This window comes from Microbacterium halophytorum, from assembly GCF_002970975.1.
Lineage (GTDB): Bacteria > Actinomycetota > Actinomycetes > Actinomycetales > Microbacteriaceae > Microbacterium > Microbacterium halophytorum.
Window position 1 is genome coordinate 13,759 of sequence record NZ_PNFA01000008.1, and the last position, 24,711, is coordinate 38,469.

At 70.9% G+C, this 24,711-nt stretch carries 29 protein-coding genes; 4 read left to right on the top strand and 25 right to left on the bottom strand.

What is annotated here, in order from left to right:
• Positions 1-160: 160 nt before the first annotated feature.
• From C0010_RS14955 to infC, 9 genes are all read right to left on the bottom strand, one after another.
• Positions 161-319: a hypothetical protein gene (locus tag C0010_RS14955; RefSeq protein ID WP_158685419.1), complete on the bottom strand. Its 159-nt coding sequence runs from the start codon at positions 317-319 to the stop codon at positions 161-163.
• Between the two features lie 238 nt (positions 320-557).
• Positions 558-1,475, bottom strand: coding sequence for an amino acid ABC transporter permease (locus C0010_RS09440; protein ID WP_105566833.1), 918 nt, complete (start codon positions 1,473-1,475; stop codon positions 558-560).
• The gene (locus tag C0010_RS09445) at positions 1,472-2,128 is read right to left on the bottom strand and encodes an amino acid ABC transporter permease (RefSeq protein ID WP_105566834.1); all 657 of its coding nucleotides are present in this window, start codon (positions 2,126-2,128) and stop codon (positions 1,472-1,474) included. Before C0010_RS09445 ends, C0010_RS09440 begins: the two co-directional genes overlap by 4 nt.
• Before the next feature lie 63 nt (positions 2,129-2,191).
• A complete protein-coding gene (locus tag C0010_RS09450; RefSeq protein WP_105566835.1) occupies positions 2,192-3,130 on the bottom strand; it encodes a glutamate ABC transporter substrate-binding protein in 939 nt (312 codons plus the stop codon).
• A 61-nt stretch (positions 3,131-3,191) separates the two neighbouring features.
• Positions 3,192-3,935 carry an amino acid ABC transporter ATP-binding protein gene (locus C0010_RS09455; protein WP_105566836.1) on the bottom strand — a complete coding sequence of 248 codons (744 nt, stop codon included), beginning with the start codon at positions 3,933-3,935 and terminating at the stop codon, positions 3,192-3,194.
• A gap of 92 nt (positions 3,936-4,027) precedes the next feature.
• Entirely contained in the window at positions 4,028-4,834 is an 807-nt protein-coding gene (locus C0010_RS09460) for a TrmH family RNA methyltransferase (RefSeq protein WP_105566837.1), read from the bottom strand.
• A gap of 176 nt (positions 4,835-5,010) precedes the next feature.
• Positions 5,011-5,394 carry a 50S ribosomal protein L20 gene (gene rplT / locus C0010_RS09465; protein ID WP_105566838.1) on the bottom strand — a complete coding sequence of 128 codons (384 nt, stop codon included), beginning with the start codon at positions 5,392-5,394 and terminating at the stop codon, positions 5,011-5,013.
• Positions 5,395-5,423: 29 nt separating this feature from the next.
• Complete coding sequence (rpmI, locus tag C0010_RS09470) at positions 5,424-5,618, bottom strand: 50S ribosomal protein L35 (RefSeq protein ID WP_105566839.1); 195 nt, start codon at positions 5,616-5,618, stop codon at positions 5,424-5,426.
• Positions 5,619-5,697: 79 nt separating this feature from the next.
• On the bottom strand, positions 5,698-6,294 hold the full coding sequence (gene infC / locus C0010_RS09475; protein WP_105566840.1) for a translation initiation factor IF-3: 597 nt from the start codon (positions 6,292-6,294) through the stop codon (positions 5,698-5,700).
• 257 nt (positions 6,295-6,551) lie between these two features.
• Here infC and C0010_RS09480 point away from each other — a divergent pair, with 257 nt between their 5' ends.
• Positions 6,552-6,974, top strand: coding sequence for a DUF1844 domain-containing protein (locus C0010_RS09480; protein WP_105566841.1), 423 nt, complete (start codon positions 6,552-6,554; stop codon positions 6,972-6,974).
• Positions 6,975-7,015: 41 nt separating this feature from the next.
• On the opposite strand, the gene C0010_RS09485 is transcribed toward C0010_RS09480, so the two are convergent.
• The 6 genes from C0010_RS09485 to C0010_RS09510 all read right to left on the bottom strand — a co-directional run bounded on the left by C0010_RS09485 (position 7,016) and on the right by C0010_RS09510 (position 11,488).
• Positions 7,016-7,819: an SseB family protein gene (locus C0010_RS09485; protein ID WP_105566842.1), complete on the bottom strand. Its 804-nt coding sequence runs from the start codon at positions 7,817-7,819 to the stop codon at positions 7,016-7,018.
• A gap of 6 nt (positions 7,820-7,825) precedes the next feature.
• Entirely contained in the window at positions 7,826-8,572 is a 747-nt protein-coding gene (gene priA, locus C0010_RS09490; protein WP_105566843.1) for a bifunctional 1-(5-phosphoribosyl)-5-((5-phosphoribosylamino)methylideneamino)imidazole-4-carboxamide isomerase/phosphoribosylanthranilate isomerase PriA, read from the bottom strand.
• Between the two features lie 175 nt (positions 8,573-8,747).
• The gene (gene hisH, locus C0010_RS09495) at positions 8,748-9,392 is read right to left on the bottom strand and encodes an imidazole glycerol phosphate synthase subunit HisH (RefSeq protein ID WP_105566844.1); all 645 of its coding nucleotides are present in this window, start codon (positions 9,390-9,392) and stop codon (positions 8,748-8,750) included.
• Positions 9,389-9,994 (bottom strand): imidazoleglycerol-phosphate dehydratase HisB, encoded by a 606-nt coding sequence (gene hisB / locus C0010_RS09500; protein WP_105566845.1) that lies wholly within the window; start codon positions 9,992-9,994, stop codon positions 9,389-9,391. The genes hisH and hisB overlap by 4 nt, the downstream gene beginning before the upstream one ends.
• A gap of 28 nt (positions 9,995-10,022) precedes the next feature.
• Positions 10,023-11,102 carry a histidinol-phosphate transaminase gene (locus C0010_RS09505; protein WP_105566988.1) on the bottom strand — a complete coding sequence of 360 codons (1,080 nt, stop codon included), beginning with the start codon at positions 11,100-11,102 and terminating at the stop codon, positions 10,023-10,025.
• 38 nt (positions 11,103-11,140) lie between these two features.
• Positions 11,141-11,488: a LysM peptidoglycan-binding domain-containing protein gene (locus C0010_RS09510; protein WP_105566846.1), complete on the bottom strand. Its 348-nt coding sequence runs from the start codon at positions 11,486-11,488 to the stop codon at positions 11,141-11,143.
• Positions 11,489-11,742: 254 nt separating this feature from the next.
• Between C0010_RS09510 and lexA the strand changes: the two genes are divergently transcribed.
• Both lexA and C0010_RS09520 read left to right on the top strand, forming a co-directional pair.
• Positions 11,743-12,438, top strand: a complete 696-nt coding sequence (gene lexA, locus C0010_RS09515) for a transcriptional repressor LexA (protein WP_105566847.1) — start codon at positions 11,743-11,745, stop codon at positions 12,436-12,438.
• Positions 12,439-12,505: 67 nt separating this feature from the next.
• Entirely contained in the window at positions 12,506-14,455 is a 1,950-nt protein-coding gene (locus tag C0010_RS09520; RefSeq protein WP_105566848.1) for a S9 family peptidase, read from the top strand.
• Positions 14,456-14,509: 54 nt separating this feature from the next.
• Here the strand turns inward: C0010_RS09520 and hflX are convergent, their stop codons facing one another.
• The gene (gene hflX / locus C0010_RS09525; protein ID WP_105566849.1) at positions 14,510-16,036 is read right to left on the bottom strand and encodes a GTPase HflX; all 1,527 of its coding nucleotides are present in this window, start codon (positions 16,034-16,036) and stop codon (positions 14,510-14,512) included.
• A gap of 49 nt (positions 16,037-16,085) precedes the next feature.
• Here hflX and C0010_RS09530 point away from each other — a divergent pair, with 49 nt between their 5' ends.
• On the top strand, positions 16,086-16,724 hold the full coding sequence (locus C0010_RS09530; protein ID WP_105566850.1) for a class I SAM-dependent methyltransferase: 639 nt from the start codon (positions 16,086-16,088) through the stop codon (positions 16,722-16,724).
• A 197-nt stretch (positions 16,725-16,921) separates the two neighbouring features.
• Here C0010_RS09530 and dapF read toward each other — a convergent pair whose 3' ends face one another.
• The 9 genes from dapF to pgsA form a co-directional block, all read right to left on the bottom strand.
• Positions 16,922-17,803 carry a diaminopimelate epimerase gene (gene dapF / locus C0010_RS09535; RefSeq protein ID WP_105566851.1) on the bottom strand — a complete coding sequence of 294 codons (882 nt, stop codon included), beginning with the start codon at positions 17,801-17,803 and terminating at the stop codon, positions 16,922-16,924.
• A 46-nt stretch (positions 17,804-17,849) separates the two neighbouring features.
• The gene (gene miaA / locus C0010_RS09540) at positions 17,850-18,854 is read right to left on the bottom strand and encodes a tRNA (adenosine(37)-N6)-dimethylallyltransferase MiaA (RefSeq protein WP_105566852.1); all 1,005 of its coding nucleotides are present in this window, start codon (positions 18,852-18,854) and stop codon (positions 17,850-17,852) included.
• 5 nt (positions 18,855-18,859) lie between these two features.
• Positions 18,860-20,407, bottom strand: coding sequence for a tRNA (N6-isopentenyl adenosine(37)-C2)-methylthiotransferase MiaB (gene miaB / locus C0010_RS09545; RefSeq protein WP_105566853.1), 1,548 nt, complete (start codon positions 20,405-20,407; stop codon positions 18,860-18,862).
• Positions 20,408-20,490: 83 nt separating this feature from the next.
• Positions 20,491-21,477 carry a regulatory protein RecX gene (locus tag C0010_RS09550; protein WP_105566854.1) on the bottom strand — a complete coding sequence of 329 codons (987 nt, stop codon included), beginning with the start codon at positions 21,475-21,477 and terminating at the stop codon, positions 20,491-20,493.
• A gap of 170 nt (positions 21,478-21,647) precedes the next feature.
• The gene (gene recA / locus C0010_RS09555) at positions 21,648-22,697 is read right to left on the bottom strand and encodes a recombinase RecA (protein WP_105566855.1); all 1,050 of its coding nucleotides are present in this window, start codon (positions 22,695-22,697) and stop codon (positions 21,648-21,650) included.
• A gap of 256 nt (positions 22,698-22,953) precedes the next feature.
• On the bottom strand, positions 22,954-23,175 hold the full coding sequence (locus C0010_RS09560; protein WP_105566856.1) for a DUF3046 domain-containing protein: 222 nt from the start codon (positions 23,173-23,175) through the stop codon (positions 22,954-22,956).
• Between the two features lie 3 nt (positions 23,176-23,178).
• Complete coding sequence (locus C0010_RS09565) at positions 23,179-23,487, bottom strand: helix-turn-helix domain-containing protein (protein WP_105566857.1); 309 nt, start codon at positions 23,485-23,487, stop codon at positions 23,179-23,181.
• A gap of 160 nt (positions 23,488-23,647) precedes the next feature.
• Complete coding sequence (locus C0010_RS09570) at positions 23,648-24,127, bottom strand: CinA family protein (protein WP_105566858.1); 480 nt, start codon at positions 24,125-24,127, stop codon at positions 23,648-23,650.
• Entirely contained in the window at positions 24,124-24,711 is a 588-nt protein-coding gene (gene pgsA / locus C0010_RS09575; RefSeq protein ID WP_105566859.1) for a CDP-diacylglycerol--glycerol-3-phosphate 3-phosphatidyltransferase, read from the bottom strand. Before pgsA ends, C0010_RS09570 begins: the two co-directional genes overlap by 4 nt.

A 24,711-nucleotide genomic window follows, 5' to 3' on the forward strand; every position in this document is an offset into this window, starting at 1 on the left:
GCAAAGCTCGACCGGCGTCTCCGTATCCCACCCCGATCACGTCGCTATCGAGGTCGACGGGGATTAATGCCGGAGCACGATTGCTGCCTACAGACGGAGCGCACTCGTGACAAGGACGGGAATCTAAGAACGCGTCATCGAGGATCTGGGCCGCGATGTCTCAGAAAATCTGCTTAAGCTGGGCAAAATCGGTGACACGTGCAAGCGGCGTGCTGGCGATCTCTTCGCGTTCTTCGCCTTCCCCGGCACGAACAACGGTCCAGCCGATGCAGCCATCAGCATGTTCGAACAACTCTTCGGCGCCACGTTGTGCTTCCAAAACCTGTCCAGCGACGTCGCCAAGCCCCCTAGAGGCCCGCAGCTTCAGACCGCACCTACGCGCCAGAGCTTACAATGTGCTACCTCATGCCCCGAGTCGGCGCATGTTCTGCTGATTGTCGTCGAAACTCACCGACCTGACCTGCATGATTCATACGCACCAAGGACTCGGACCGGATCCGGCTTAGCAAAATATGCTGTGCCTCGCATTGCCAGCATGTTTTCGTCGGGAGGCCGCCTCACCGCTCGGAGTCATCGGCCGATTCGATCCTCCTCGAGCGCGATTGGAGCGCGATCGCCTCCGTGAGGGTGCCTTCGTCATCGGCGGCCGGATCGTGCGCGACGGTCTTCGCCACCTTCGGCGAGCGGCGCGAGCGCTGCTCGACCCACTTGGCCAGCCAGCTCAGCAGAAGACACATGATGACGTAGATGCCGCCGATGATGAGGGCGGCCTGGAGGATCGGCCTGCCCTGCTGGCTGCTCAGGAGCTTCGCGTAGTACAGCAGCTCCTGGTAGGTGATCAGGAAGCCGAGCGCCGTGTCCTTCATCACCACGACGAGTTGCGCGATGATCACGGGCAGCATGGCGCGGATCGCCTGCGGCAGCAGGACCTTGACCATGACGCCGCTCTTGCGCAGGCCGATCGCGTAGCCCGCCTCGCTCTGGCCCTTCGGGAGCGACTCGACGCCGGCCCGCAGCGCCTCGGCGAGGACGGACCCGTTGTATGCCATCAGTGCGAGCACGACCGCCCAGTACGGGTCCATCGTGACGCCGAGCGAAGGGAGCCCGTAGTAGAGGATCATCATCAGCACCAGCACCGGGATGGCCCGGAACAGCTCGGTGACGACGGTGACGGGCACGCGCACCCAGGCGTGGTCCGAGAGCCGGCCGATCGCCAGCACGAAGCCGAGGGCGAGGCTCAGCACGGCCGCCAGCGCGAAGGCGCGCAGCGTGTTCACGAGCATCTCGCCGATCGTCTGCCACACGAGGGAGTATGTGAAGACGTTCCACTTCGAGGCGTCGTACTGGTTCGTCAGGCTCAGGCGCCAGGCGACGAAGCCGAGCACCGCGACGACGACGGCGATCGTCACGATGGCGAGGATCGCGTTGCGACGGCGGGCCCTCGGCCCCGGCACGTCGTACAGGACGGAAGTCATCGCGCGATCCTCCAACGGTTCTCGAGCGTTCGCTGCAACCAGGTCAACAGCATCACGAGCGCGACGAAGATGAGCGCCACCCAGAGCAGGACCTCCATCGAACTGCCCGTTCGGGTGTGCGAGTTCGAGATGTCCGATTGCAACCTCGGCAGCACTGCGATCGAGAAACCGGCCGCGACCGTCGTGTTCTTCAGGAGGGCGATGAACACGCTCATCATGGGCGGCACGACCGAGCGGAACGCCTGCGGCAGCACCACCAGGGTCATGACCTTGCCGAACGGCAGCCCGATCGCGCGGGCCGCCTCGGCCTGCCCGACGGGAACCGTGTTGATGCCGGCGCGCAGCGTCTCGGCCACGTACGTCGACGTGTAGACGCCGATCGCCAGGATGCCGAGGATGACGTTCGGCAGCGTCGGCAGCGCCAGAGCGCTGTACCCGAACACGAAGAAGAAGAACACCAGCGTCAGCGGGGTGTTCCGGATGAGGTTGACGTAGACCGTGCCGACGCCGCGGGCGATCGGCACGGGCGAGACCCGCATCGCGCCGATGACCGTGCCGAGTACGAGGGCGATGATGCCGCCGAAGAAGAACACCACCAGGGTGTACGTGACCCCGACGCCCCAGAGGTCGAGATTGCCTGTGATGGCGTCCACTCGTCTTGCTCCTTCAGGTTGTGGGAGGGGGTGCGGGGCCCAGCGGCCCCGCTCCCCCGGCGATCACTGGACCGGGTCGACCGCGGGCTGCTCTGCCGTCGTCCCCGACAGGCCGAGCGTCGCGTCGTAGATGCCCTGCCAGGTCTCGCCGCCGTCCGTGAACAGCGTGTTGATGTGCTCCTGCAGCGCGGCGTCGCCCTTCGGCACGCCGACGCCGTAGCGTTCCTCGGTGAACAGGCCGGGGTCGTTGCCCTCGGCGTCGGGCAGCACCGTCAGCTCGTCCGGGTACTGGGCCGCGTAGCCGACGAGGATCGCCGCGTCCGTCGTGACGGCGTCGACCTTGCCGCTGAGCAGGTCCTCGACACAGGCCGAGTAGATGTCGTACTCCTCGGTGTTGACCTCGGGGAAGTTCTCGCGGATGTTCTGGATCGGCGTCGAGCCCGTCGCCGAGCAGACCGTCTTCCCGTTGAAGCTCGACTCGTCCTCGACCTCGGTGACGTCGCTGTCGCTGGCGACGAGGAAGCCCTGCCCCGTGACGAAGTACGGGCCGGCGAAGTCGATCTGCTGCTTGCGCTCGTCCGTGATCGAGTAGGTGCCGACGTAGTAGTCGATGTCGCCGTTCACGAGCGCCTGCTCGCGGTTGGCCGACGCGATCGGCTCGTACGTGATGTCGCCCTCCTCGAAGCCGAGGGAAGCGGCGATCCAGCGGGCGACCTCGATGTCGAAGCCGCTGCGCTCGCCCGTCGTCGCGTCGAGGTAGCCCAGGTTCGGCTGGTCCTCCTTGACGCCGATGACGGGGCCGCCGCGCTCGGCCATCGCGTCGTACGTCGGGCTGCCCGTGAGGTCGGGCTCGGCGACCTCGTACGTCGGCAGGGCCGGGGCGTCGCCGCCCTCTTCCCCGCCCGTCGCCGGCTCGGTCGGGCTGCCGCTGTTGCACGCCGTCAGGGCGAGCAGCGCCGTGGCCGCGATGCCGACGGCCGCGAGAGTGCGTGTCTTGCGCATGGTTCCTCCTGGTTGGGTGGCGGCGCCCGATTCGCTGTGAGCGGCGCCGGTGATGGGAGTCTCAGTTGTTGGTGAGCAGCTTCGACAGGAAGTCCTTCGCCCTGTCGGACTGCGGATTCGTGAAGAAGCTCTCCGGGTCGGCCTGCTCGACGATCTCACCGTCGGCCATGAACACGACGCGATCGGCCGCCTTGCGCGCGAAGCCCATCTCGTGGGTCACGACGACCATCGTCATGCCCTCCTTGGCGAGCTGCACCATGACGTCGAGGACCTCGTTGATCATCTCCGGATCGAGGGCGCTGGTCGGCTCGTCGAACAGCATCACCTTGGGCCGCATGGCCAGCGCCCTGGCGATCGCGACGCGCTGCTGCTGGCCGCCCGAGAGCTGAGCGGGCAGCTTGTCGGCCTGCTGCTCCACGCCCACGCGGGCGAGGAGCTGGCGCGCCTCGCGCTCGGCGTCGGCCTTCTTCATGCCCTTGACGTTGATGGGGCCGAGCGTGACGTTCTGCAGGATCGTCAGGTGCGCGAAGAGGTTGAACGATTGGAACACCATGCCGACGTCGGCGCGGAGCTGTGCCAACGCCCTGCCCTCGGCGGGGAGCTCCTTGCCGTCGATCTTGATGGTGCCGCTCGTGATCGTCTCGAGGCGGTTGATCGTGCGGCACAGCGTCGATTTCCCCGAGCCGGACGGACCGATCACGACGACGACCTCGCCCTGATCGACCGTGAGATCGATGTTCTTCAGCGCGTGGAAGTCACCGTAGTGCTTCTGGACGTGGTCGACGACGACGAGTGGCTCTGCCATGTTTCACACACTAGGGGCACCGCCTGCCGCGCGCCACACGACACGTTCTGCGTAACCGGTTCGTAACAGGTGAGCAGAATGCGAAGGCGCACCTACTGGACGTCAGCCACGTGCTGTGCGAACGCTGATTCGTACAGGCACACGCTCGCGGCCGTCGCGAGGTTCAGCGATTCCGCCCTGCCGTAGATCGGCAGCCGCAGCGCCCTGTCGGCCTCGCTCAGGGCGGCGTCGTCGAGCCCGCGCGCCTCGTTCCCGAAGAGCCAGGCGACGGGGGACGCCAGCTCCCCGCGCGCGGCGAGGAGGTCGTCGCCGCCGATGTCGGCCGCGAGGACGCGCAGCCCGGCGCCCTTGGCGCGCGCCGCGACATCCGGCAGCTCGGCCCCGAACGCCACCGGGACGTGGAAGAGCGAACCCGTCGTCGAGCGCACGACCTTGGGGTTGTACGGGTCGACAGTGTCGCCCGTGAGCACGACGGCGCCGGCGCCGGCGGCGTCGGCCGCCCGGATGATCGTGCCGAGGTTGCCGGGGTCGCGGATCTCGTGGCAGATCGCGACCAGCCGCGGCCGCGCCGCGAAGACGTCGTCGAGGTCGGCGGGCGCCTGCCTGGCCACGGCCACGACGCCCTGCGGAGTGACCGTGTCGGCCATGGCATCGATCACGTCACCGGCGGCGAGCTCGACGCGCAGCCCCGCATCGGCCAGCAGGGTCCGGATGTCGCGGTTGCGCTCGAGTGCCTGCTCGGTCGCATAGACATCGATGACCGAGCCTGCGGCGAACTCGAGCGCCTCCCTGACCGCCTGCGGCCCTTCGAGCAGGTACGTTCCCGTCTCGCGCCGTGCGCGGCGCCCTGCGAGCTTCGCGATGCCGCGGACGCGGGGCGAGCGGGGGTTCGTCAGCACCGCCCCAGTCTACGGGCCCGCCCCTCCGGCCGACGGCGTCATCCGATACCGGATGCGGTTCCACGGCTGACGATCGCATCGCGCGCCGCATGGATGCGCGCGCGGCGCCCCGTCGCCGGGAACGCAGAAGGAGGGGCACCCCTCGCGGGGTGCCCCTCCTTCGTCCGGCGACGTGCTTACGCGGCCTTCGGCGCGTTGACGTCGGCGGGGAGCGCCTTCTTGGCGGTCTCGACCAGCGAGTTGAACGCCGCCGGCTCGTTCACGGCGAGCTCGGCGAGCATGCGGCGGTCGACCTGCACGCCGGCCAGGTTCAGGCCCTGGATGAGGCGGTTGTAGGTCAGACCCTGTGCGCGGCTCGCGGCGTTGATGCGCTGGATCCACAGGCGGCGGAACTCGCCCTTGCGCTTGCGGCGGTCGCGGTACGCATAGACCAGCGAGTGGGTGACCTGCTCCTTGGCCTTGCGGTACAGGCGCGAACGCTGACCGCGGTAACCGGAGGCGCGCTCGAGGATGACGCGGCGCTTCTTGTGGGCGTTTACTGCCCGCTTGACTCTTGCCATTGCTCTGTTTCCCTAACGGCTCTCGCGGCTCAGCGCCCGAGGAGCTTCTTGACGGTCTTGACGTCGTTGCCCGAGACGATCTGGTCGCGGTTCAGGCGACGGGTCACGCGGCTCGACTTGTGCTCGAGGTTGTGGCGCATACCCGCCTGCTGCTTCTTGATCTTGCCGCTGCCGGTGATCTTGAAGCGCTTCTTGCTGCCCGAGTGGGTCTTCTGCTTCGGCATCTTCTCTTCCTTGGTCTGCGCCCCGCACGGGGGCGACGTCCAGTTGCTGCCCGCTTCCGCGGGAAGTGCGTGAGGGCGGTTACTCCGCCTTCTCGGCCGCCTTCGCATCGCGCGCGGCCTGCTTGTTCTTCGCGCGGACGGCGTTCTGCTCCGCCTTCGCGTCGGACTTGTTGCGGTGGGGTGCCACCACCATCGTCATGTTCCGCCCGTCGAGGGTCGGACGGTGCTCGATCGAACCGAACTCCGCCACGTCCTCCGCGAACTTCTGCAGCAGCTTCGCGCCCATCTCGGGACGCGACTGCTCCCGACCGCGGAACAGGATCATCGCCTTGACCTTGTCTCCGGCCTGGAGGAACTTCTCCGCACGCTTGAGCTTGGTCTCGTAGTCGTGCGCGTCGATCTTCAGTCGGAAACGGACCTCCTTGAGGACCGTGTTCGCCTGGTTGCGGCGCGCTTCCTTGGCCTTCTGCGCGGCCTCGTACTTGAACTTCCCGTAGTCCATGATCTTGACGACGGGCGGCTTCGACTGAGGTGCGACCTCGACCAGATCGAGGTCGGCTTCCTGTGCCAGACGCAGCGCAGCCTCGATGCGGACGACGCCGATCTGTTCGCCGTTAGGCCCGACGAGTCGGACCTCCGGAACGCGGATGCGCTCGTTGGTGCGGGGATCGCTGATGCGGAACTCCTAGGGTGTGGTGGCTTCGGCCACCGCGGCGCGACGTTCGCGCTGCGGGCGAAGAGGAGTCGCATTCCACCCGTGCACGACGACAGACGTCGGCCCACCCGACACGCCCGCTCTGCGAGCGACGACCCGCGCACAGCGCGGGCGGAGTGTGTGACCCGGTAGCCTGGAGCGGCAAGCGCGGGTGGGATGAGAATCCTCTTTCGTCCGGAAAATCCGGAGCCGGCGACGAGTCTACCAGAGAGTTCCCGATGAGCACCATTTCTCCCGACGACAGCGGGCACCGCCACGCCTTCGACGCGGACCGCCACGAACGCTGGGAGCAGCAGGAGCAGGCGTCGGCCGCCGTCGATGCCGAGCGCGACATCGCAGACGTCGGCGCCGTCGAGGTGCTCTCGACCGCGTGCGTGCACCTGATGAGCGCCGCGGCCGTCAAGCTCGGGCTCGCCGATGGCGAGGACGCGGAGGAGTTCGTCGATCTGGACGAGGCGCGCAAGCTCATCAACGGGCTCGCGGGGCTCGTGACGGCAGCGGCCCCCGAGATCAGCGATATGCACGCCCGCCCCATCCGCGACGGTCTCCGCTCGCTCCAGCTCCGCTTCCGCGAGATCAGCATGGTCCCCGATGCGCCCGGCTCCGGCCCCGGCGAGAAGTGGACGGGCCCGGTCATCTGACCGAGCGTCGAACGGGAGCGTCAGGCGCCTGCCGTTCCCGTTCAGCGCTCGAGCGTGACCTGCAGGCTGTCGACGAGCACCGCGATCCGGTCGTCGGCGGCCCAGCGGGCGGACAGCCGCCGCAGCACGGTGTCGAGCTCGGAGCGGTCGAGCCCTTCGACGAGGCGCAGCCGGATGATCGCTTCGGGCCCCCGCAGGCGGGCCTCCGGATCGCCCGGCTCGATCGCGATGTCGAGCACCGCCAGCTCCTGGCCGACGGACTCGTGCAGGCCGCTCGCCACCTCGGGGCTGAGCCAGGCGGGCTCCCACGGCTGCGACCGGGCGATCGCCCACACCGCCGGCCGGCGGACGACGAACTCCGTCGCGCTCGTCGGGTCGACGACGACGAGGTCGGTGTCCTCCCCCGCCGCCGCGAGCGCCGCGCGCGTGCCCGCGACCGGGATGGGGCGGGCGTTCGGGTCCCACGCCCGCATGGTGTCGACGCTCGAGAACACCGGGAGCACCTTGCGCCCGTCGGGCGCCGCGACCGTCACGATCGACAGCTCCTGCGTCTTGTCGACCGCCAGCCCGTGCGCACCGACGCCCTCGTCGCCCTTCTCGGCGACGAGGGGCGCCAGAACGCGTGCCTCGCGGAGCGCATCGACCACCGCGACCTGGTCGCGCGTCCCCGCGCGGAAACCCTCGAGCGCCGCACGCAGGCGCGGGTCGGCCGAGCCGTCGTCTCCCGCGGCCGGGTTCGGCCGGAACGCGCGGCCCGCCCAGGGGACGCCCGCGGAATCGCCGTCAGCGGGCGAGTCTCCGCCCGGCCCTGCCGCCGGCTCGTGGTGCGGGACGCTGTCGCTCATCCGGTTTCAGTCGCCGGCGACGTCGAGCGCCTCGACCAGCGTGAACGCGCCCGCGTAGAGGGCCTTGCCCACGATCGCGCCCTCGATGCCCTCGGGCACGAGCGAGCGCAGGGCCTGGATGTCGTCGAGGCTCGAGACGCCGCCGGAGGCGATCACGGGCTTGTCCGTGCGGCGGGCGACGTCGCGCAGGAGGTCGAGGTTCGGGCCGCGCAGCGTGCCGTCCTTCGTCACGTCGGTGACGACGTAGCGGGCACAGCCGGCCTCCTCGAGGCGGTCGAGCACCTCCCAGAGGTCGCCGCCCTCCTGCGTCCAGCCGCGGGCCGCGAGCGTCGTGCCCCGCACGTCGAGGCCGACGGCGATCGCCTCGCCGTAGCTGCCGATGATCGAGCTCGTCCACTCGGGGTTCTCGAGCGCGGCCGTGCCCAGGTTGATCCGGTGCGCGCCGCTCGCGAGCGCCGCCTCGAGCGACGCATCGTCGCGGATGCCGCCGGAGAGCTCGATCTTCACGCCCTTGACCTGCTTGATGACTTTGCGGATCACCGAAGCGTTGCTGCCGCGGCCGAAGGCGGCATCGAGGTCGACGAGGTGGATCCACTCGGCCCCCTGATCGACCCAGTTCTCGGCCGCCTCGACGGGGCTGCCGTAGCTGGTCTCGGTGCCGGCCTCGCCCTGCGTCATACGCACGGCCTTGCCGTCGGCGACGTCGATCGCAGGAAGAAGTGTCAGTGAAGGCGTGGAAGCGAAATCGTTCATATCTCCTCGTGCCCGCAGGGCCGTCCCGCGGAGCCGCACGAGCACCAAAGGTACGCGCGCCGAGCGGTTCGTGCCAATCCGCACGCGGCGTCGCGCATCTCGGTGTGTCGGGCCGACCCCCTCGGGCCAGAATGCTCCGGATGCCGCGGCGCCGTTTGCCGTTCTGGCCCCGCGCTCAGTCGCGCAGCGAACCCACCCAGTTGCGCAGCACCTGCACGCCCGCCTCGCCGGACTTCTCGGGGTGGAACTGGGTCGCGCTGAGCGGCCCGTTCTCGACGGCCGCGATGAACGGACCCCCGTGGTTCGACCAGGTCACCGCCGGCGCCGGGAACGGCGGGATCACGTCGAGCGACCACGACTGAGCGGCGTAGGAGTGCACGAAGTAGAAGCGCTCGTCCTCGACACCGCGGAACAGGACGGAGCCCTCGCCCGGCGCGACGGTGTTCCACCCCATGTGGGGCACGACGTCGGCCTCGAGGCGAGTGACCTCGCCGGGCCACTCCCCCAGCCCCTCCGTCTCGACCCCGCGCTCGACGCCGCGGTCGAACAGCACCTGCATGCCGACGCAGATCCCGAGCACCGGCCGGCCGCCCGAGAGGCGCCGCTCGATCAGCTCCCCGCCCCGGATGCCGTTCAGCTGCTCCATCACGGCGGCGAAGGCGCCGACACCCGGCACCAGGAGGCCGTCGGCGTCGGCGACGAGCCCCCGGTCGCGCGTCAGCCGCGCGTCGGCCCCCGCCGCCTGGAGCGCCTTGACGGCGGAGTGGACGTTGCCGGAGCCGTAGTCGAGGACCGCGACGAGCGGAGCGTCGCCCGTCACAGCGCGCCCTTGGTCGACGGGATGCCCTCGACGAGGGGGTCGATGGCCTTCGCCTGCCGGAACGCGCGGGCGAGGGCCTTGAACTCTGCCTCCGCGATGTGGTGCGGGTCACGGCCCGCGAGCACGCGCACGTGCACCGTCAGGCCGGCGTGGAACGTCAGCGCTTCGAACGCGTGGCGCACCATCGAGCCCGTGAAGTGGCCCCCGATGAGGTGCATCTCGAAGCCGGCCGGCTCGCCCGTGTGGACGAGGTACGGGCGGCCGGAGATGTCCACGACCGCCTGCGCGAGCGCTTCGTCGAGCGGCACGAGGGCGTCGCCATACCGCGAGATGCCCGCCTTGTCGCCGAGCGCCTCCCGGATGGCCCCGCCGAGCACGATCGCCGTGTCCTCCACCGTGTGGTGCACGTCGATGTCGGTGTCGCCCGTCGCACGCACCGTCAGATCGGTCAGCGAGTGCTTCGCGAACGCCGTGAGCATGTGGTCGAAGAAGGGCACGCTCGTCGAGATGTCGCTGCGCCCCGTTCCGTCGAGGTTCAGCTCGAGCTCGATCGAGGACTCGCTGGTCGAGCGCGTGCGGCTGGCGATGCGGTCGCTGGTCATGGGTCCATCCTATGGTCGGCCGCCCCCGTCACGGCGTGAGATCGGCCATCGCCTCGAGGAAGAGCGTCGACTCCTCCACCGTGCCCGCCGTCACGCGCAGGTGGCCCGGAATGCCGATATCGCGGATGAGGATGCCGCGTTCGCGGAGTGCCGAGAACATCGCTCGTGGGTCCGGAACGCCCGCGAAGAGCACGAAGTTCGCGCCGGACGGGTAGACCGCGTAGCCGAGGTCGGCGAGGCCCGCCGCGATCCGGTCGCGCTGCGCGACGATATCGTCCACCGTCCGGAGCATCGTTTCCGCGTGCCGAAGCGCGGCGACGGCGGCCGCCTGCGTGAGAGCGCTGAGGTGATACGGGAGCCGGACGAGCCGGAGCGCGTCCACGAAGGCCGGGTGCGCCGCGAGGTATCCGACGCGCGCGCCCGCATAGGCGAACGCCTTGCTCATCGTGCGGGACACCACGAGCCGCTCCCTGCCCTCGAGCAGCGGAAGGGCGCTCCCGGCGCCGCGGGAGAACTCGGCATACGCCTCGTCGACGACGACGACGCCGTCGGTCGCGTCGTACACCGCCTCGATCACGTCGCGCGGGAGCGGAGTCCCCGTCGGGTTGTTCGGGGCGCACAGCAGCACGACGTCGGGCCGCGCTTCGCGGACCTGCGCCGCGGCGTCGGCTGGGTCGATCTCGAATGCTTCGCCGCGTGTGCCGGCGACCCAGTCCGAGCCGACGCCGCGGGCGAGCAGCGGGTACATCGAGTAGGTCGGCGCGAAGCCGAACACTGTGCGGCCGGGCCCCGCGAAGGCCTGCATGATGTGCTGCAGCACCTCATTGGACCCGTTGGCCGCCCAGATGTTCGACGCGTCGAGCCCGTGCCCCAGGTAGCGCGCGAACCCCTCGCGGAGCTCGGTGAACTCGCGATCCGGGTAGCGGTTCACGCCACGCAGCGCCTCGGCGACCGCCGCCACGACATCGGCGACGACCTCATCCGGCACCGGATGGGTGTTCTCGTTCACGTTGAGCGCGACGGGCACCGGCGCCTGCGGCGCACCATAGGGCGACTGGCCGCGCAGGTCGTCGCGGACGGGGAGGTCTTCGAAGGAGAGCGACGTCACGTCACAATCGTATGCGGCGCGGGCGGCGCCGCGCTCGATCACTCCGCGGCGTACTCGGCGGGGATCGAGAGCTCCTGCCCCGCGACCAGCGCGCCGCCTGGCAGCTGGTTCAGGTGCGCGATGGCGTCGACGACGTCGCGCGGGTCGTGACCGGGAGCGACGCTCTGCGCGATCGTCCAGAGCGAGTCGCCCGAGAGCACCGTCACCGTCTCGAACGCGTCGGCGGGCGCCGACTCGTCGGACCCCATCGCGGCACCCCCGCCGGCGATGGCGGCGATGGCGAGGCCGGCGACGACCGGGAGCGCGGCGAGGCCGGCGAGCACGCGGCGACCGCGGACCGTCAGGCGGAGCCGGGTGCGCGGTGCGGCGAGAGCTGCTGTAGTCATGCTTCCTCCTCGGGTGGGACTTCCTTCGCTCCTGGGCCTCGGCCGGGAGGCCCAGGAGCGAAGGTACGTACCGAATCTATCTTCGAATCCATCACTTCGTCAAGCGTTTCTTCGACGGAATCTGCGACTCGTGCGAAACACGCTCGAACAAATCTCTCGAAACTCCCGCCGACTGCGATAGCGTCGGGGTGACGGAGGAAACTCCATCACCGACCTCAGACATTCGAGTTCTCGCACCGACAGGGAGCCCCACCATGAGCGACGACGCCGCAGCCGAAGCGACGGACGCCACGCACGCGCGCACGCGGCGGCGCCGCAGCCTGAGCGACAAGCAGTTGGCGATCCTCGAGGTCATCCAGCGCTCGATCCAGACGAACGGCTACCCGCCGTCGATGCGCGAGATCGGCGACGCCGTCGGGCTCAAGTCGCTCTCGAGCGTGACGCACCAGCTCGGCCAGCTCGAGCTGAGCGGCTACCTGCGCCGAGACCCCGGCAAGACCCGCGCGATGGAGGTCCTGATCGACCTGCCGGGAACGGCGGGCGAGAACCCGGCCGACTCGGCGCCGCAGGTGGGCGACGCCGCCATGATCCCGCTCGTCGGGCAGATCGCGGCCGGCGTTCCGATCACCGCCGACCAGCAGGTCGAGGAGATCTTCCCGCTCCCCCGCCAGCTCGTCGGCAAGGGCGAGCTGTTCATGCTCAAGGTGCAGGGCGAGTCGATGATCGACGCCGCGATCTGCGACGGCGACTGGGTCGTCGTGCGCTCCCAGGGAACGGCGGAGAACGGCGACATCGTCGCCGCGATGCTCGACGGCGAGGCGACCGTCAAGGTCTTCCGCCAGAGGGACGGCCACACGTGGCTGCTGCCGCGCAACACCAACTTCGAGCCGATCCTCGGCGACGAGGCGACCGTCCTCGGCAAGATCGTGGCGGTCCTCAGAGCCGTCTGACGCGTGCGGCGCCGCGAGCGGCGCGCGGCGGAGCCGGATGTCGGCGACATCCCATAGCGTGGGCGGTATGGACACGCTGCCCTACGGTTCCTGGCCATCCCCGATCGAGCCCGCCGCCGTCGCCGGCGGCACGCTGCGCATCGGGGGCGCTCGATTCGTCGGCGACGAGGTGTGGTGGAACGAGGGCATCCCCGCCGAGGGGGGCCGTTCCGCCCTCATGCGGGAGGGCGCCGAGAACGCCGAGGTGCTGCTGCCCGCGCCGTGGAACGTGCGCTCCCGCGTCCACGAGTACGGCGGCGGCGCCTGGACGGCCGACGACGAGGGGACGGCGTACTTCGTCGAGCAGTCCGATCAGCGCGTCTACCGCTTCCGGCCGGGCGGCGTGCCGCAGCCGATCACGCCGGAGGCGACGAACACCGCGTACGGCGACCTCGTGCTCGCGGAGGGCGCGCTCTGGGCCGTGCGCGAGGTGCACGGCGACGCCCCCGTCCCCGAGCGGGACATCGTGACGATCCCGCTCGACGGCTCGGCCGCATCCGGATCGGGGTTCGTGCGCAGCGTCGTCGCCGGCAGCGACTTCGTCGCCTACCCCGCCCCGCAGGACGGCATGCTCGCCTGGATCGCCTGGGACCACCCCGACATGCCATGGGACGCCGCGGAGCTGCGCCTGGGCGCCATCGGCGCGGACGGCGCCGTCGCGGACTACCGCGTCGTCGCGGGCGGGCACGGAGACGCTGATGTCGCGGCGCTGCAGCCGGAATGGACGGCGCCCGGGGAGCTGACCTTCCTCGCGGACGAGCCGGCGCCCGGCCGCGATCAGCGCTGGAACCTGCACCGCGTGCGCGTCTCAGGCGGCCTCGCCGGTGAACCGCGCGCGATCCTGTCGACCGACGCCGACACCGGCGGCCCCCTCTGGAACGTGGGCACGCGCTGGTACGCGCCGCTCCCCGACGGCCGCATCCTCGCGGTGCAGACGAACGGTTCGGACCAGCTCGCGATCGTAGACCCCGCGACCGGGTCGGAGGAGCTGCTCGCGTCGCCCCTGACGGGAAACGTCCTCGTACGGCACGAGCGCGACGGGATGGTGCTGCTCACGGGGGCGGGGTCGACGGTGCCCGGTGGGCTGTGGCTCCTCGACGTCGCGGGGCACGCCCTCGAGTCGCTGCGCGGCGGCCAGTCGTCGCTCGACGACGCCTACCTGCCGCGCCCGCGCGCCCTCACGGTCCCCGGCCCGAACGGGCCCGTCCACGCGTTCGACTACCCGCCGACGCATCCGCACGTGCGCGCTCCCGAGGGCGAGCTGCCCCCGTACCTGCTGCTGGTCCACGGCGGCCCGACGGCGCACTCGTCCGGAACGCTCTCGCTCGCCGCCGCGTTCTTCACGAGCCGCGGCATCGGCGTGCTCGACGTGAACTACGGCGGTTCGACGGGCTACGGGCGCGCGTACCGCGAGCGGCTGAACGGCGGGTGGGGCGTCACGGACGTGCAGGACGTCGCCGCCGCCGCATCCGGCCTCGTCGAGGCGGGCCTGGCCGACGGCGCCCGCGTCGCGATCAAGGGCGGTTCGGCCGGCGGGTGGACCGTGCTCTGCGCCGTAGCCGACACCGGCGTCTTCGCGGCGGGCATCAGCCGGTACGGCGTCGCGGACCTGCGCCGACTGGTCGCGGATACGCACGACTTCGAGGCCAGGTACCTCGACGGCCTGGTCGGCCCGCTCCCGGAAGCCGAGCAGACCTACATCGATCGCTCCCCGCTCTCGCGCCCCGAGACCCTCACCACCCCGCTGCTCATCCTGCAGGGCTCGGAGGACCCGGTCGTGCCGCCGTCGCAGTCCGAGGCGCTCCGCGACGCCATGGCGGCCAACGGCGTCCCGCACGCGTACATCCTGTTCGACGGGGAATCGCACGGCTTCCGCCGCGCGGAGACGCTCGAACGCGCCTTCGCGAGCGAGCTCGCGTTCCTCGGCGAGGTGCTCGGGTTCGACGCGCCCGGCGTGCAGCCCGTCGGGCTGGAGTAGCCGCGGACCGCGGTTCGCTGTCGGCGGCGCTCCAGGTGCCGCCCGACGCCCCGCTCAGACCGCGGCGGCCTCCAGCTCGGCCGCGAGGGAAGGCGCGACGCGAGCCCTGATGAACGTTCCGTCGGCCTCGTGCCTGCGTTCGATGATGTGACCGTGCTCGTGCACGGCCGAGACCAGGTCGCCGCGGCTGTACGGCACGACGAGACTCACCTCGACGGCGGGCACCGGGAGCGCCTCCTCGACGACCCGACGCAGCTCCTCGATGCCCTCGCCGGTGTGGGACGAGACGAAGACCGCGCGGGGTTCGAGGCCGTGCAGAACGAGGCGCGTGCTCTCGTCGACGAGGTCGACCTTGTTGAAGACGACGATCTCGGGCAGATCGCGCGCGCCGACGTCGCCCAGCACGTCGCGCACCGTCTGGATCTGCCCGGCGGGGTCGGGGTGGTTCGCGTCGACGACGTGGACGATCACATCGGCATCGGCGACTTCCTCGAGCGTCGAGCGGAAGGCCTCGACGAGCTGGTGCGGCAGGTTGCGCACGAAGCCGACGGTGTCGGCGAACGTGAACACCCGACCGTCGGCGGTCTGCGTGCGCCGAACCGTCGAGTCGAGCGTGGCGAACAGGGCGTTCTCGACGAGCACGCCGGCGGCCGTGAGGCGGTTGAGCAGACTCGACTTGCCGGCGTTCGTGTAGCCGGCGATCGCGACCGACGGGATCGTGTGGCGCTTGCGCTCCGAGCGCTTCGCGTCGCGGGCGGGCGCGAAGCCCTTGATCTGGCGGCGCAGGAGCGCCATCCGGGTGCGGATGCGGCGGCGGTCGAGCTCGATCTTCGTCTCACCGGGGCCGCGCGAGCCCATGCCGGCGCCGCCCGCGCCGACCTGGCCGCCGGCCTGCCGACTCATCGAGTCGCCCCAGCCGCGCAGTCGCGGGAGGAGGTACTCGAGCTGGGCGAGCTCGACCTGGGCCTTGCCCTCGCGGGTCTTGGCGTGCTGGGCGAAGATGTCCAGGATGACGGCGGTGCGGTCGACGACCTTGACCTTCACGACGTCTTCGAGCGCTCGGCGCTGCGACGGGGCGAGCTCGGTATCGGCGACCACCGTGTCGGCACCGCAGGCCGCGACGAGCCCGCGGAGCTCCTCGGCCTTTCCCTTGCCGAGGTAAGTCGCGGGGTCGGGGTGCGGGCGGCGCTGGAGCACGCCGTCGAGCACGACGGCGCCGGCCGTCTCCGCCAGCGCCGCCAGCTCGTGCAGCGAGTTCTCCGCATCGTCGAGCGAGCCCTGCGTGTACACGCCGACGAGCACGACGTTCTCGAGCCGGATCTCGCGGTTCTCGACCTCGGTGACGTCCTCGAGCTCGGTCGACAGGCTCGGCACGCGCCGGAGCGCGTGGCGGTCCTCGACGTCCCAGTGCTGTTCGCCGGCGCCCTGCGCGGTCGAGTCGTCCTGCAGCGCCTGCGCAGCGCCGAAGATCCTGGCCCCTCCGCGCGATTCCGCCCGTGCCAGCACGCGTTCGACGGCATCGTCGGATGCGGAGTGCGGGGCGTCTTCGGTGTCGGGAGTGCCGTGGATCGTGTCAGTCATGAATTCCTTCGATGCGGAACGGGAGCCTTTAAGGGTAACCTTGCGAGCTATGGGAGACCACTATTTCAGCGAAGCTCCCTCCAGCATCGACAAGCCGCGGCGCATCCGGATCCCGATCGCGGGTCGCGACGTCGAGGTCACCACGAACGCAGGGGTGTTCAGCCCCGATCGTCTCGACACGGGCACTCGCGTGCTCCTGGCGAACACGCCGGCCCCGCCCGCCGGCGGTGACTTCCTCGACATCGGGTGCGGCTGGGGGCCGATCTCGCTCGACATGGCGAGCGCGTCGCCGCACGCCCGCGTCTGGGCCGTCGACGTGAACGAGCGCGCCCTCGACCTCGTGCGCGCCAACGCAGCCGAGCTCGGCCTCGACAACGTCGTGGCCGTGCGGCCGGATGAAGTGCCCGCCGGAGTGCTCTTCCGAACGATCCGCTCGAACCCGCCCATCCGGGTCGGCAAGGCCGTGCTGCACGACCTGATGGAGTCGTGGCTCCCCCGCCTCGAAGAGCGCAGCGATGCCTACCTCGTCGTCAAGCGCGACCTCGGCAGCGACTCGTTGCAGCGCTGGCTCGGCGCCGCGCTGCCCGAGGACTTCAGCGTCCGCCGGCACGCGACGGCGAAGGGCTACCGGATCATCAAGGTGCGCCGCCACGGCAGCCCGCGCACCGCCCCGATCGACGTCGTCTGAGGCCCGCTCTCCGCCGCCGCGGTGACAAACGACGTGCTCTGGCGTGCCCAGATGGCGCGGAATCTGCGACGCGAGCACGGGAGGCGCCGCCCGAACTCGGGATGCCCACCCTCGCGGTGACGAACGACGTGCTCTGGCGTGCCCAGATGGCGTGGAATCTGCGACGGGAGCACGGGAGGGACCGACCCCAGACCGCGTCAGTCCGCGAGGGCGACGGTTCCCGTGTAGACGAGTGCCGCGGGGCCCGAGAGGAGGACGTGCTCGCCGTCTTCGCGCTGCTCCATCGTGACCCCGAGCGTGCCGCCGGGGACATCCACCCGCCAGCGGTCCGGGGCACCCGTGCCCGCCCATTCGCGGACCGCGAGCGCCGTCGCGGCGACGCCGGTGCCGCAGCTGAGCGTCTCGCCGACGCCCCGCTCGAAGACGCGCATCCGCACGTGGCCGACGCCGCCGGAGACGAGCGGATCCTCCGGAACCACGAACTCGATGTTCGCGCCGTGCTCCGGCAGGGGCTCGACGATCGGAAGCACCGTGAGGTCGAGGCCTTCCAGCTCCTGCTCCGAGGCGAGCGCGACGACGATGTGCGGGTTGCCGACGTCGATCCCCAGGCCGGGGCGCGCGACGCTGAGCCCGCGGGCCCGCACGGTCGGCTCCGCGGCCGTCGTCCGCCACGGACCGATGTCGACGCGGAAGCCGTCGTCCGAGCGCGTCACGCGTTTCACGCCCGCGCGGGTGCCGACGGCGAGCTCCGCGTCCTCCGCGAGCTCCGTGAGCCCGGAGTCGAGCAGGAAGCGCGCGAAGACGCGCACGCCGTTGCCGCACATCTCGGCCTTCGAGCCGTCGGCGTTGCGGTAGTCCATGAACCACTCCGCGGCGCCGTCCTCCGAGAGGACCGCCTCGCCCTCCGGTATGCGCGCCGAGCGCACGACGCGCAGGAGCCCGTCCGCCCCGATGCCGAAGCGGCGGTCGCAGAGCGCGGCGACCTGGTCGTCCGTCAGGTCGAGGTCGCCGTCCGGATCGGAGACGACCACGAAGTCGTTGCCCGTGCCGTGGCCCTTGGTGAATGCGACGTCCGCCATGCGCCCCAGTCTACGGGCGCCGCGCGAACCGCCGCCGCGCGGGAGCTCACGCGGCCGGCGCGCCGGCCGCGAGGGATTCCGCCTGTGCCGGCGTCGCCGGCGCATCCAGCCACGTCGTGCCCGCGTAGCGCTTGAACCAGCTCACCTGGCGCCGGGCGTAGCGGCGGGTGAGCGCCTGCGTCTCGGCGATCGCCTCGGCCTCGCTCGCCTCGCCGCGCAGTTGCGCCAGCGCCTGCGCGTAGCCGATCGCCCTACTGGCCGTCGCGCCGCGCTCGAGGCCCCGCTCGCGCAGCCGGGCGACCTCGTCGACCATGCCTGAGGCCCACATCCACTCGACGCGGCGGTCGAGCCGCGCGACGAGCTCCGCACGCTCCGCGCGCAGACCGATGATCGACGTCTCCCTGTGCCACGGAACCGGCTCGCTCGGGAGGGCGGCGCCGTGGCCGGCCTCGCCCTGCTCGAGGACCTCGAGGGCCCGGATGACCCTGCGGCCGTTGCGCGGGTCGACGCGCTCCGCCGTCGCCGGATCGCGCTCGCGCAGCCGCGCGTAGAGCGCGCTCGCGCCGTCGGCGTCCAGCTCCGCTTCCAGCCGGGCGCGCAGCGCGTCGTCGCGGGGCGGGAAGCGGAAGTCGTAGATCACGCTCGACACGTACAGACCCGACCCGCCGACGAGGATCGCGTCGGCACCGCGCGCGAACGCCGAGGCGATCGCGGCCCTCGCCTCGTCCTGGTAGCGCGCGACGGCGGCATCCTCCGTGACGTCGAGCACGTCGAACAGGTGGTGCGGGATGCCGCGGCGCTCGCCCGGCGCGAGCTTCGCCGTGCCGATGTCCATGCCGCGGTACAGCTGCATCGCGTCGGCGTTCACGATCTCGGCGCGCCCGCCCCGCGCCGCGATCGCCTCGGCGAGGTCGAGGGACAGCTCGCTCTTGCCGGTGCCGGTCGCGCCGACGACGGCGAAGAGCCGACCGTCCGGCTCGGATCTCGCCGCACCCGGCTCACCGGTCGTGCGCGCCGTCCCTCGCGGCCCAAGCGTCGCCCGCGCGGTCATCCGGGTCAGACGCCGACGCGGAGCGTCGGGAGGCCGAGCTTGACGGGCCCGGCCGGCTGCGCCTCTCCGCCCGCCGGCACGGCGCAGCTGGCCGCGTCGGCGTTCTCCCATGCATCGCCCGCGCGCGTGCGACGGAGCTTCAGCGGGGCGCCGTCGGGCGCGTCCGCGAGCAGGTGCGACGGGGCGCCGTGCGTGATCGTGACCGTGACGACGTCACCGGGGCGCGGCGTCTCGGACCCGTCGGGCACCTCGAAGTGCACCAGACGGTTGTCCTCCGCGCGGCCCGTGAGCCGGTGGGTGGCCGCATCCTTCTTGCCCTCGCCCGTGGAGACGAGCACGTCGACCGTGCGACCGACCTGCTTCTCGTTCTCCTCGAGCGTGATGCGCTGCTGCAGGGCGATCAGGCGGTCGTAGCGCTCCTGCACGACCTCCTTGGGGACCTGGTCCGCCATGGTCGCGGCCGGCGTGCCCTCGCGGATCGAGTACTGGAACGTGAAGGCGCTGGAGAACCGGGCCTCCTCGACGACGCGCAGCGTCTCCTGGAAGTCCTCCTCGGTCTCCCCGGGGAAGCCGACGATGATGTCGGTCGTGATGGCTGCGTGCGGCATCCGCTCGCGCACCCGCTCGAGGATGCCGAGGAACTTCTTGCTGCGGTACGAACGGCGCATGGCGCGCAGCACGCGGTCGCTGCCCGACTGCAGCGGCATGTGCAGCTGCGGCATCACGTTCGGCGTCTCGGCCATCGCGTCGATGACGTCGTCGGTGAACGCCGCGGGGTGCGGGCTCGTGAAGCGCACGCGTTCGAGGCCCTCGATCTCGCCGCAGGCGCGGAGGAGCTTGCCGAAGGCGAGCCGGTCGCCGAACTCCACGCCGTAGGAGTTGACGTTCTGGCCGAGCAGCGTGACCTCGAGCGCGCCGTCGTCGACGAGCAGCTTGATCTCGCTGAGGATGTCGCCGGGCCTGCGGTCCTTCTCCTTGCCCCGCAGGCTCGGCACGATGCAGAACGTGCAGGTGTTGTTGCAGCCGACGGAGATCGATACCCAGCCGCTGTAGACGTTGTCGCGCTTGGTCGGCAGCGTCGACGGGAAGACCTCGAGCGATTCGAGGATCTCGAGCTCGGCTTCGTCGTTGTGGCGCGAGCGCTCGAGCAGCTGCGGGAGGGAGCCCATGTTGTGCGTGCCGAAGACGACGTCGACCCACGGCGCCTTCTGCTGCACGACGTCCTTGTCCATCTGCGCGAGGCAGCCGCCGACGGCGATCTGCATGCCCTCGTGCTTGTCCTTGCGGCCCTTCAGGTGGCCGAGCGTGCCGTAGAGCTTGCCGGCGGCGTTGTCCCGCACCGCGCAGGTGTTGATGATGACGACGTCGGCGTCCTCGCCCTCGGCGGCCCTCACGTAGCCTGCGCTCTCGAGCGACCCCGAGAGCCGCTCGGAGTCGTGCACGTTCATCTGGCAGCCGAAGGTGCGCACCTCGTAGGAGCGCGCACGGCCGTCCGCCGCTCGCGCGGCCGGCGACGGCTCGATCAGGGTCGGGGCACTGGATGGGGCAGTCATAACGCCGTCATTCTACGCGCGGGCGCTGGGAGTGCGGGGCGCCGCGGCCGCGGGCGCGGGGGTCGTGCACGCGCAGGCGACGCCTATTCGAACCGCACCGTGCCCCTGGTCGGCCGCGCCTGCTCGTCGAGCGCGCGACGCGCGACGCTCATCGCGAGCCCGCCGTAGCCGCGCCGTGAGAGCTGACCGACGAGCCTCCGGAGCGCGACGTCGTCGTCGAGCCGCGCCAGTTGACGCGCCTTGCCCCGCGCGAACTCGAGCGCACGCTCGTAGTCGTCGTCGGGCAGCTCCGCAACGACCGCCTCGATGGTGTCGCGCGAGATGCCGCGCTTGGCGAGCGACTGCGCGATCGCCTTGCGACCCTCGTTGCGGTGCGTCGTCGCCTGGAACACGATCTGCTCCGCGAGCTTCGCGTCGTCGAGCGCGCCGGCTCTCTCGAGCCGATCGATGACGTCGTCGATCGCCTCCGCCGGCAGGTCTTGCTGGCGCAGCTTCGCCCTCGCCTCGGAGACGCTGAGCCCGCGGGAGCCGAGCGAGCGCAGCAGCCGGCGCTCCGCCTTCTCCGCCGTCTCATCGAGCGAAGGCCGGCCCGTCGCCGCATCCGCAACGCCGTTCGGCAGTTCGAGGAAGTGCACTCCCCCGCGTTCAACCGTCTCGATCCGCGGGGCGGGTCGAAGGCCCACTTCGCCCGGGGCCGGCCCCCGCCAGGTCGTGTGCCATTCCTCGTCCGCGTCCGCCGCGGCGTCACCGGCCTCGGGCTCGGGGCGCGCGGCCCGGCTGCCGTCACCCTCCCGGGCGCCGCCGGGCCCGTCATCGCCGACGCCGCGCGATGACGACGCCCCGCTTTCGGGCGTTCGGGCCGTGTCGACCGCGCTCCGCGAGGGAGCCGCGGAGCCGTCGCCCGCGGATTCCTCCTCGCCCTGGCGCGGCAGCCGTCGCACCGGGTACCGATGCTCGCCCTCGTCGGCAGGACCGACCGCTTCGTCGTGCGTCACGGCCGCGCGCGGAGCGCCGCCGCCGAAGATCGGGATCACCGGCGCAAGGCCGTCGTGGTCTTCGTACTCACCCATGCTGTCACCTCGTTCGAGTTCCCCGGCGGCCGACCCTTTCACGGTGCGACGCCCGTGCCGCGGCGCCGTCGGGCGGTCGCCACGGCACCGATCCGCGGTCGACGGCCGGCGCGAAGCGCGGCCGGCCGGGGACGGCCGACGGCGCGCGAGCGCACCGCCTGCCTCCCCGCTCACGCCGACTTGCGCGCCGGCGCCTCCGCCTCGGGAGCGTCTTCCTGCTTCGCGCCGCCGATGCCGAGCTTCGCCTTGATCCTGTTCTCGATCTCGAGCGCGACGTCGTCGTTCTTGATGAGGAAGTTGCGGGCGTTCTCCTTACCCTGGCCGAGCTGGTCGCCGTCGTAGGTGTACCACGAGCCCGACTTCTTGACGATGCCGTGCTCGACGCCGAAGTCGATCAGGCTGCCCTCGCGCGAGATGCCCGTGCCGTACAGGATGTCGAACTCGGCCTGCTTGAACGGCGGCGCCATCTTGTTCTTGACGACCTTCACGCGCGTGCGGTTGCCGACGGCGTCCGAGCCGTCCTTCAGCGTTTCGATGCGGCGGATGTCGAGACGGACCGACGCGTAGAACTTCAGGGCCTTGCCGCCGGCGGTCGTCTCGGGCGACCCGAAGAACACGCCGATCTTCTCGCGGAGCTGGTTGATGAAGATGGCGGTCGTCTTGGTCTGGTTCAGGCCGCCCGTGATCTTGCGCAGCGCCTGCGACATCAGTCGGGCCTGCAGGCCGACGTGCGAGTCGCCCATCTCACCCTCGATCTCGGCGCGCGGCACGAGCGCGGCGACGGAGTCGATCACCACGAGGTCGATCGCTCCGGAACGGACGAGCATGTCGGCGATCTCGAGCGCCTGCTCACCGGTGTCGGGCTGCGAGACCAGGAGCGCATCGATGTCGACGCCGAGCTTCTTGGCGTACTCCGGGTCGAGCGCGTGCTCGGCGTCGACGAACGCCGCGATGCCGCCGGCACGCTGCGCATTCGCGATCGCGTGCAGGGTCAGCGTCGTCTTACCCGACGACTCCGGCCCGTAGATCTCGACGACGCGGCCGCGCGGCAGGCCGCCCACGCCGAGCGCGACGTCGAGCGCGATGGAACCGGTCGGGATCACCTCGACGGGGGCGCGCTCCTCGCCGCCCATCCGCATGACCGAGCCCTTTCCGAACTGTCGGTCGATCTGTGCGAGGGCCGTTTCGAGGGCCTTCTCGCGGTCTGCTGCTGCGGGCATCGCGTTCTCCTTCTGCTGCTCGTGGGCCGCTGCCTCTAGGCTGTCGCCGCCCGACCGGTCGGCCGGGCTGTGTCGACAAGGCGCGTGGCTGGTGCCGTGGTCCACACAGTACGAGGGGCCTCCGACATTCATCGGCGACCGCCTGCGATTGTGAGCAGATCACGGATCATCGCCACGTGTGGACAACACTACGCGCCGTCATCGAACAGATCTTCGACGACACGCCGAAAGGAGAATCGAACGTGCCTCCGGGCGCTCAGCCGCGCTTTGGCTCGAGGAGCCCCGCACCGTGCCGACGCTCGACGGGCACATCGGCCTCCTCGCAGAGCGCGAACCAGACGTCGCGCGGTGCGATGCCGGAATCGATCGCCTCGTTCGCCGACCGACCGAACGACGGAAGCACGAGATCGTTCGTGAGGCTCGCGGCGCGCGCGCCGAACTCGTCGTCGACGGCCCGCAGGAACTCGCTGCGCTTCACGCGTCAGCGCAGCGACAGCTCGGGGCCGACCTCGGCCACGAGGTCGTCGGGGACGACGTCTGGGAAGTGGTCGACGCCCTCGAGCACCGCGAGGCGATCGCCTACCGTGCGCATGATCGTGGAGATCGGGATGTCGAGCGCCTCGGCCACCGAGGCGAGGATCTCACTCGACGCCTCCTTCTGCCCGCGCTCCACCTCGCTGAGGTAGCCGAGCGCCACTGACGCCCTGCTCGCGACCTGGCGCAGCGTCTGCCCCTGTCGCTGGCGGAGCTCGCGGAGCACGTCGCCGATCTCTTGACGTACCAGGATCATCTCGGGCCCCTCCTCCTGCAGCCGGCTTGTGCGGGTGCATCACAGTACAACGACCGAGACGCGAAATCTAATCCCGCTGGTTCTATCTAACCCCGCCCCGGCCGCGTCGTGCTGGGATTCACGCGAAAAAGTCGCCGAATCGTGCCGCTTCGAAGCGGATTCATAGCACCCGGCACGCGATCTCGAGCGCCGCGGCGACCGCCTGAGCGCGGATCTCGGCGCGGCCGCCGGCGAAGACGTGCCGCTCGACGCGCTCACCGGCCGGGCCGGACGCGGCGACGTACACCGTGCCGACCGGCTGCCCGTCGGGCGAGTCGGGGCCGGCGATCCCCGTCGTCGCGACGCCGACGTCGGCAGCGGAGCCTCCGACCGCGAGCGCGCGCCGCACCCCGTCCGCCATCTGCGATGCGACATCCGGATGCACGGCGCCGTGCTCCGCGAGCAGTGCGACGTCGACCCCGAGCACGCTGTGCTTCAGCGCCGTGTCGTACGCCGTGACGCCGCCGCTCAGGCTGAGCGATGCCCCGGGGATCTCCACGAGCGCGGCCGTTACCAGGCCGCCCGTGAGCGACTCTGCCACGGCGATGCGGAGCCCCCGCTCGCGCAGCGCGTCGAGGAGCGCTTCGGCCGCGATCGTCACCGGTCGCCGCGCGCGGCCCTGGCGCCGCGGGCCTGGGCAGCGATGTAGTCGATGCCGCTCACGATCGTGAGCACCAGGACGACCCACATCACGATGGCGGTGACGAGCGCCCACCAGAAGTCGCCGACGACGACGTATCCGGGCAGGAGCGCCCACGACAGGCCGATCCCCTGCGCCATCGTCTTCACCTTGCCGAGCCAGGCCGCGGCGACGACGTGCGTCCTGCGCACGACCAGGCGGTGCACCGTGATGCCCCACTCCCTGATGAGGATGACGATGACGATCCACCACTCCACCTCGCCCAGCAGGGCGAGCCCGACGAACGCCAGGCCCGTCAGCAGCTTGTCGGCGATCGGATCCCAGAGCTTGCCGAAGTCGCTGACGATGTCGTACTTGCGCGCCAGGTAGCCGTCGATCCAGTCGGTCGAGATCGCGACGATGAACAGGACCGCCGCCCACAGACGCAGCCCGAGGCTCGCCTCCCCTGCTGGCCCCGCCATCAGCAGCAGCACGAAGAACACCCCGGCGAGCGGGATGCGCACGACCGTGATCGCGTTCGGGAGCTGTCGCGGGATGCCGGCCAT

What these genes read in the sequence shown, in the direction of transcription:
- C0010_RS09440 (WP_105566833.1), bottom strand. Translation starts at nt 1,475, where the DNA reads ATGACTTCCGTCCTGTACGACGTGCCGGGGCCGAGGGCCCGCCGTCGC.
- C0010_RS09450 (WP_105566835.1), bottom strand. Translation starts at nt 3,130, where the DNA reads ATGCGCAAGACACGCACTCTCGCGGCCGTCGGCATCGCGGCCACGGCG.
- C0010_RS09455 (WP_105566836.1), bottom strand. Translation starts at nt 3,935, where the DNA reads ATGGCAGAGCCACTCGTCGTCGTCGACCACGTCCAGAAGCACTACGGT.
- rplT (WP_105566838.1), bottom strand. Translation starts at nt 5,394, where the DNA reads ATGGCAAGAGTCAAGCGGGCAGTAAACGCCCACAAGAAGCGCCGCGTC.
- rpmI (WP_105566839.1), bottom strand. Translation starts at nt 5,618, where the DNA reads ATGCCGAAGCAGAAGACCCACTCGGGCAGCAAGAAGCGCTTCAAGATC.
- C0010_RS09480 (WP_105566841.1), top strand. Translation starts at nt 6,552, where the DNA reads ATGAGCACCATTTCTCCCGACGACAGCGGGCACCGCCACGCCTTCGAC.
- C0010_RS09485 (WP_105566842.1), bottom strand. Translation starts at nt 7,819, where the DNA reads ATGAGCGACAGCGTCCCGCACCACGAGCCGGCGGCAGGGCCGGGCGGA.
- priA (WP_105566843.1), bottom strand. Translation starts at nt 8,572, where the DNA reads ATGAACGATTTCGCTTCCACGCCTTCACTGACACTTCTTCCTGCGATC.
- hisB (WP_105566845.1), bottom strand. Translation starts at nt 9,994, where the DNA reads ATGACCAGCGACCGCATCGCCAGCCGCACGCGCTCGACCAGCGAGTCC.
- C0010_RS09510 (WP_105566846.1), bottom strand. Translation starts at nt 11,488, where the DNA reads ATGACTACAGCAGCTCTCGCCGCACCGCGCACCCGGCTCCGCCTGACG.
- lexA (WP_105566847.1), top strand. Translation starts at nt 11,743, where the DNA reads ATGAGCGACGACGCCGCAGCCGAAGCGACGGACGCCACGCACGCGCGC.
- C0010_RS09520 (WP_105566848.1), top strand. Translation starts at nt 12,506, where the DNA reads ATGGACACGCTGCCCTACGGTTCCTGGCCATCCCCGATCGAGCCCGCC.
- hflX (WP_105566849.1), bottom strand. Translation starts at nt 16,036, where the DNA reads ATGACTGACACGATCCACGGCACTCCCGACACCGAAGACGCCCCGCAC.
- C0010_RS09530 (WP_105566850.1), top strand. Translation starts at nt 16,086, where the DNA reads ATGGGAGACCACTATTTCAGCGAAGCTCCCTCCAGCATCGACAAGCCG.
- dapF (WP_105566851.1), bottom strand. Translation starts at nt 17,803, where the DNA reads ATGGCGGACGTCGCATTCACCAAGGGCCACGGCACGGGCAACGACTTC.
- miaA (WP_105566852.1), bottom strand. Translation starts at nt 18,854, where the DNA reads ATGACCGCGCGGGCGACGCTTGGGCCGCGAGGGACGGCGCGCACGACC.
- miaB (WP_105566853.1), bottom strand. Translation starts at nt 20,407, where the DNA reads ATGACTGCCCCATCCAGTGCCCCGACCCTGATCGAGCCGTCGCCGGCC.
- C0010_RS09550 (WP_105566854.1), bottom strand. Translation starts at nt 21,477, where the DNA reads ATGGGTGAGTACGAAGACCACGACGGCCTTGCGCCGGTGATCCCGATC.
- recA (WP_105566855.1), bottom strand. Translation starts at nt 22,697, where the DNA reads ATGCCCGCAGCAGCAGACCGCGAGAAGGCCCTCGAAACGGCCCTCGCA.
- C0010_RS09565 (WP_105566857.1), bottom strand. Translation starts at nt 23,487, where the DNA reads ATGATCCTGGTACGTCAAGAGATCGGCGACGTGCTCCGCGAGCTCCGC.
- pgsA (WP_105566859.1), bottom strand. Translation starts at nt 24,711, where the DNA reads ATGGCCGGCATCCCGCGACAGCTCCCGAACGCGATCACGGTCGTGCGC.